Source organism: Bradyrhizobium sp. WSM4873 (assembly GCF_055811355.1).
On sequence record NZ_JBVVPS010000080.1, the window covers coordinates 1 to 6,185 of the forward strand.

Sequence of the window (6,185 nt, forward strand, 5' to 3'; positions counted from 1 at the left end):
CGGTTGGCAGCAACAACCGTGGGGCGGAGCGAGACAGCGCTTGGAGCATTCTATCGTCGGCTGTCCTCACGCGCGGGTAAATCGAAGGCCGTGACGGCGACCGCTCGCAAGATTGCGGTTTTATTCTACAACACACTCCGGCACGGCATCAGTTACAGGGATCCTGGTGCAGACCAATATGAGCAGCAATATCGTAGCCGTATCCTCGCCAACCTACAGCGCCGGGCGAAATCGCTAGGCTTCGTGTTGCAGGCCATCCCGGGCGACGCCAATCCGGCTGTTTCTTAGGAAGTCGATCGCGATCTTCGCCGGAACCCGGACATGAGCTTTCGCTTTATCGAGGACCATCGCGACGCCTATCCGGTGCGGCTGATGTGTGCCGTGCTCGAGGTCTCGCCGGCCGGCTATTACGCCTGGCGCGAGCGCCCGGTGAGCGCACGTGCGGCCTCCAATTCCATCCTCCTAGCCGATATCCGGCAGGTCCATCGAGACAGCAGCGGACGCTACGGCAGTCCTCGCGTTCATGCCGCTCTGCGGACGCAGGGACATGGCGCCAGCCGCGGCCGGATCGAACGGCTGATGCGTCGATATGGCATTCGAGCGATCATGGCGCGACCGCGTCGGGTGCGCACCACCGACAGCCATCACGACCTGCCGATCGCACCGAACCTGATCGCGCGCGACTTCACCGCTCCGGCCCCGAACCGGGTCTGGCTCGCCGATATCACCTACATCCCGACCGCGGAGGGCTGGTTGTACCTGGCGGCCGTCATGGATCTGTTCAGTCGAAAGATCGTCGGCTGGGCCATGCGGGATCATATGCAGGTCGAACTCGCATCCGCGGCGCTGACCATGGCGGTCCAGCAGCAACGGCCTCAGGCTGGGTTGATCCATCACTCCGATCGCGGTGTGCAGTATGCCTCACACGCCTATCGCGATGCTCTTACCGGCGCCGACATCACCGCATCCATGAGTCGCAAGGCCGATTGCTACGACAACGCCCCGATGGAGAGCTTCTTCCATACCTTGAAGACCGAGCTCGTCCATCATCGCGACTACAACACCCGCGCCGAGGCCCAGCGCGACATCGTCGCCTTCATCGAGGGCTTCTACAACCGAACCAGGCTCCATTCCGCCATCGGATACATCGCCCCGATCGAAATGGAGCTAAAAGCCGCTTAAACCCGTCCACTATTTCGGGGGAAGATCACGTCAAAGGCGCCAGGTAAGAGTTTTGCAGTAAATAACAGATAACTTCCGATTTTTATAAGCGAGTAATGCTTGGCAAGGAGATTGCGATGCCCTCGGAAATTAACTTGGAGTTGGCCAGTTTGGCGCAGGAGATTGCCGCGCGCCATCGGGCGGTTGAAGACAAGCAGATCCTGATCCAAGTTCTCGAAAGGGACGGGCACGACGTTTCTGAACAAGAGGCCGCGCTACGGAGGGAGCGATCCGAAATAGCGTTGCAGGTCACTCGACAGTTTCAACTGCTCCAACAAGTGGCGGAACAGAGCGAATGAAGCGGCATTCGATACTAAGATGTCATCTAGCCCTGACACGGAAAATCGTCAATCATCGCGGGTTGTGTTCTCGCGACCCATCGATGTTCACATCCTTGCTATCGACGGGACCTGGAGCCGGCCTTGTAAAATGACTGACGTTTCCCAGGCAGGTGCGAAGCTCCATATCGAAAGTCTCGACGGACTAGCCCTGAAGGAATTCTTCTTGGTGCTGTCAACCAGAGGAGTTGCCTATCGGCGCTGCGAGCTGGCATGGGTCAATGGCGAGGAGATTGGCATCTCCTTTCTACACGACCATCGAAAGATCTGATCAGTGGACGAGCGTCGAAAACACGACCGCGCGGAGATCGATGAGATCGCCTACATCTTCGGCGATGGATCTAGTGTCCGTTGCCGCGTGCTCAACATCTCGGAAGAAGGAGCTGCGATTGAGCTGGCAGACCCGCGATCTACAAGACCGCAATTCAAGTTGATGATCGAGAACAACCGCGCCATCAAGAACTGTTGCTTGGTATGGTCGAGCGGCAGCCGGATCGGCGTGAAGTTCGTTGACTGAGCAGCGCAGACGTCCGCCAATCTTGCCCTCAGGCGCTCTGGTTGGGAGCAGCCGGGAGTGACATCGCTCGCATATCGCATTGGCGAGCGCGCTAGTCCGACGGTTGTTGCTAAGGCTGTTTCGTGCGTACGTAGCCGAACCTCAGGGGGAAAGCCGTAGATCGGCAGGCCCGGTGCCTCTCACTTAATGTGAGCGCACCGGCCGCGAGGGCGACGGATATGTCGCTAGGACACGCAAGCCATGATGGCGAGGACAACGTCGGATCCGAGATCGCCGGACCACAAGGAGAAGAAAACGCCTGCACCAAGCACGATAGCAACTAACTTGAGCGCGATCATTTGAAATCCCCTTCAATGTAGAGAGGTAAACCCCGGTCGTTTCAGGACTGTTTCGAGCGAGGAGTTTATGACTTCATTCACCCAACCGTTATCTGCTGATCCGGATCCAAATTGTTGCGCAATGGCAAAACAGAAACCATGCGTCGGGCGTCAGTTGCGGCCGGACGTTCTAATCACGCACAAAGACCACCATATTCACCAATTTAGTGGGCTAGGCGTTGGTTTCAGTATCGAGCGGAATGACGGTCAAGCAACCGCATCATTATGCCCTCACCCCACATCCATTATCTTGAAAGGAAGCTGACTGCTTCCGCCGAGGAAGCTTTAGGAGGTTGCCAATTTAGGAGGTTGCCAAACAAGGCAACGATTTTGAAAGCGTGGTTTAAGTGCTGCCGAGTACCGCGCTGCGGTCGGCGGGCCTTCTTCTGGCCGGCGGCAGGCACGAACGGTTGGACCACAGCTTCGCCCCTGATGCGTATGCGCACTAAGGACCTTAGGAAGATAGCCCGGGGCCTCAGGCCTACCATGCCTCCCCTTTGGACAGATCTCCTGACCTGCTTCTCTCTGGACTACTGACTGGAAACGAACCGACTCTGAGTGCATATTGCGCCGATGCAGGTGCCGTGCCCCAAATGCAAAGTGATCGTCGCCGTTGGCTCAACCAGGTGGTTCTTCGATGGCGGCGAATGCCGAGAGCTTCGCGGGACTGTTGCCGGCGATGCGAAGGAATATGAAAAGTGCTCGGTTCTGATCGAAGCGGTGGCTGAGGCCGGAAAAAATGCGACGACCTAAAATGAGCGGCATAACGTCCGACAAGCCCCGCCTTGGGTTAGAGCGGACCCGCCGAACAAGTCTCGACCCAATCCGTCGCGCTGAGGAAGTTCGGCGGCTGGTTGAAGAGGAAATCGATCAGCAGCGCGCTATTGTTGAGGAGCTACGCCGCCAACTGAATTGAGGCCTGACGGTTTACGTTAGAGAGCTCTCACGACTAAGGCCGCAGCGGGGGGACCGCTGCGGCCCTGATCGTCGAAAAAATCCGGGTGAAAAAGATCTAAGTGAAATATCTGCCAGCCCCGGTCGCAAGATCCTACCCGCCCGAATTAGCTAATTTCAAATTAAATCTGTTGCGCGGCGGAGGCAACCAGAGCTGTGCTTAACGTGCGTCAAACTGGTGAGGGAAGGCCCGCCGGGGCTGGGCAGTTGGCGGGCCTCCCCCCAAGCACAAGGCCGCGTATGTCCCCCACGGCCCCGTCCCAAAGCTTAGATTATTATAAAGACATTAAGGATGAATGGAGAGGAGCAGTTCACGGGCTCTGCATTCAGTCGTAAACAAACCGGAGCGATTGGTGTCCGCCTCTCGCTATCTGCAACTCCCGCCGGCCCCCAAGGTCGGCGGGTTTTTATTTCGATCGTAGCAGGGCGTGTCATCTGATCGGTCGTCAAGATCAATACGACACCGGCCGAAGCGTAGCCGAGCGCCCCATGTAAAAGCGATGATCCCCGGCAGCTTTAGCCGCTTCCTTAACAACGCGCCGCCAGATCAGGCTCATGAAGACCCGCATGTCTGCATCCTGCGGGTCGATCGCCACTGTGGCCGGGGCCGTCTCAGGAGCTCGGCTTCGGCCAAGGGGCGCGCGGCAGCGGTTGGTTTGCCATCAAGTGGGTACGTTAGGCGACACATCCCGTTTAATTATTTAATCTTCTGATTTCGAAAATAAGCAGATCTTTGACCGAATCGCGATCATGATATGCCCGGTCGCGGTAACCCCGCGATCCGGCGGCCGGGCACTCTGCCTACCTCAACCTACCCCAGGGCAGTAGTTGCCCGGCCGCTGATACAAATAGGCCGACCTGTTGCGTCCCGCACAGGCGCATTCTTCACGAGCCGGCTATCCACGGCGCCGCCGAGGCGCGCGGCTCCGCGTCGGATCGGGTGCGGAGCTCCAAGCCATTGGCGGAAACCGTCGTGATAGCGACCAACTTGTGGAAATTGAATGCGGACTCACCGCCGCGACCACGACGCCGCTCTCGTCATGCATTCAAGAAGTTCCCCGCATGGTCAATCATACGCAGAAGTAGAGCCGCTTGTACTTGCGCGGCAAGTACGCTTCAATAAGGGCCTTTCATCCCACTCGGTTTTTCAAATGTGCATTCATCTCTCCCAGTTAGACGCCGAAATTATCGCCGAAATTCCTCGCTGGTGGCAGCGACGCTTCAACATTGAGCTAAGGCGCCTGGGTGTGCTTGCGATTGTCGTTGGGGGCTTGGCAGGAGCAGCGGATGCGCAAACGGCTTCCCAGCTTCGTTCGCATTCCTCCTGGGACGGATTGGGACCAGACCCAGATGCTGCTCAGATGAAATCCAACCTCAGACAAAAGCGGTTACCGGTGCAGACGCCCAAGAGTTCGCTCAAACCGACGAAGGGACAGTCCCCCTTGTCGCCCGTGAGTAATCGTTCACCTGCGACGGACTCTTTCGAACAGTCCATCGAACAGGACCAGGAAAACCGACAACTCAAGCGGGCTACTCAGATCTGCAGAGGCTGTTGATCAAATCACCTGGACACGTCTGCGAAAGGCCACACGATTGCGTGGCTACCTTTAGACCGCCCGCGAAAGCAGGTCCGGACGTTGTATCGGCACCCTTGGCCGCGATCGAGGGCGATACATAGACATACGCTGTTTTGTAGGTGGCGACGCAAAGCGGCTACCGGATGAGCGACCGTGCAATTCCCTGCTCGGCAGGGAATATCCTCGAATTCTCACGCCTGAGAATGAGAAAATCTGCTCTAGCTGCTGCATTTGCTGGGCGATTTGGCTCCACAACAGCGATGCGAGCAGGGAATTGCGGAGGTGAGAGCAGGGAAATTTAACGAGGACACGGGAAAACCGAAGCGATGTTTTCGCCCATTCTCACGGACTCTTGGATGCAAAATGGCAGCACATCACCGACGCAAGTCCGAAAGCAAAAAGGTAGGCCCGCTCCTTCGTCGCTCAATCCGGGCCCGAGGATCAGATTTCGAATATCATTTGTTCTCCCTTGAAGTCCGCTGCGCGGCCTCCTAAATCTCCCTCGTGTCCTAACCGGGGGTATTTCAATTGGACAGCGGGCTGGACTAAATGCGCCGTATCCGGAGCGAGTATGAGGCGCTCCTAGACACCGCGAAGCTGCACCCGGGGCAGTGCCACTTTGGTCGCGGTTAGTCGAAAACAACATCAAGGAGGATGTGGAAAGTGGGTGAAGTCGGTTTAACCGGCTGTCGCTCGAGACCACACTCTCAGGTGACAGCCATATCTATGAGAGGCTGTCATGAGACTTATATTGAAGAAGAACGCGAAGTCGGCGCTAAAGAGCAGCGCTAAAACGGATCCGGAGGTCATCCACGTCGATGATGAACCTTTCGTACCGAACCCCCTACCCGACGAACAACGACCGGTCCCGCTAGGATCAGATCACAGGATCAACGTTGATGCACGAATCCGCGCTGAATGCGTGGAATTCGTTCATGTCGATGACCTGGTCGTCAACCAGAGAAACGCCAAGCAGCATCCGGAACATCAGATTGCACTTCTGCAGGGCAGTTTCGAGGAGTTCGGATTCACAACGCCCCTGCTGGTGGATGAACGATCTATAGTCATCGCCGGACACGCCCGCCTCACCGCGGCGAAACGAGCTTGTCAATCGGCGTTCAAATTTGGCTCTGATGCAATTTTGGTGCAACACGGGTCATGTGGCACCGATTAGCCGAGCCTGCAGCAAGTCGAGCTTGGC

At 57.2% G+C, this 6,185-nt stretch carries 4 protein-coding genes and 2 pseudogenes; all 6 read left to right on the forward strand.

The features are described 5' to 3' along the window. A pseudogene (locus AC0L21_RS37660) lies at positions 1–288 on the forward strand (IS110 family transposase); the annotation flags it as partial. A 9-nt stretch (positions 289–297) separates the two neighbouring features. Further along, a pseudogene (locus tag AC0L21_RS37665) lies at positions 298–1,182 on the forward strand (IS3 family transposase); the annotation flags it as partial. A 116-nt stretch (positions 1,183–1,298) separates the two neighbouring features. Continuing rightward, the gene (locus AC0L21_RS37670; protein WP_473267025.1) at positions 1,299–1,520 is read left to right on the forward strand and encodes a hypothetical protein; all 222 of its coding nucleotides are present in this window, start codon (positions 1,299–1,301) and stop codon (positions 1,518–1,520) included. A gap of 19 nt (positions 1,521–1,539) precedes the next feature. Continuing rightward, positions 1,540–1,830, forward strand: a complete 291-nt coding sequence (locus AC0L21_RS37675; RefSeq protein ID WP_473267027.1) for a PilZ domain-containing protein — start codon at positions 1,540–1,542, stop codon at positions 1,828–1,830. Between the two features lie 3 nt (positions 1,831–1,833). Further along, positions 1,834–2,076, forward strand: coding sequence for a PilZ domain-containing protein (locus AC0L21_RS37680; RefSeq protein ID WP_456765757.1), 243 nt, complete (start codon positions 1,834–1,836; stop codon positions 2,074–2,076). A 3,659-nt stretch (positions 2,077–5,735) separates the two neighbouring features. Further along, a complete protein-coding gene (locus AC0L21_RS37685) occupies positions 5,736–6,158 on the forward strand; it encodes a ParB N-terminal domain-containing protein (protein ID WP_473267029.1) in 423 nt (140 codons plus the stop codon). The last annotated feature ends 27 nt before the right edge of the window (positions 6,159–6,185 follow it).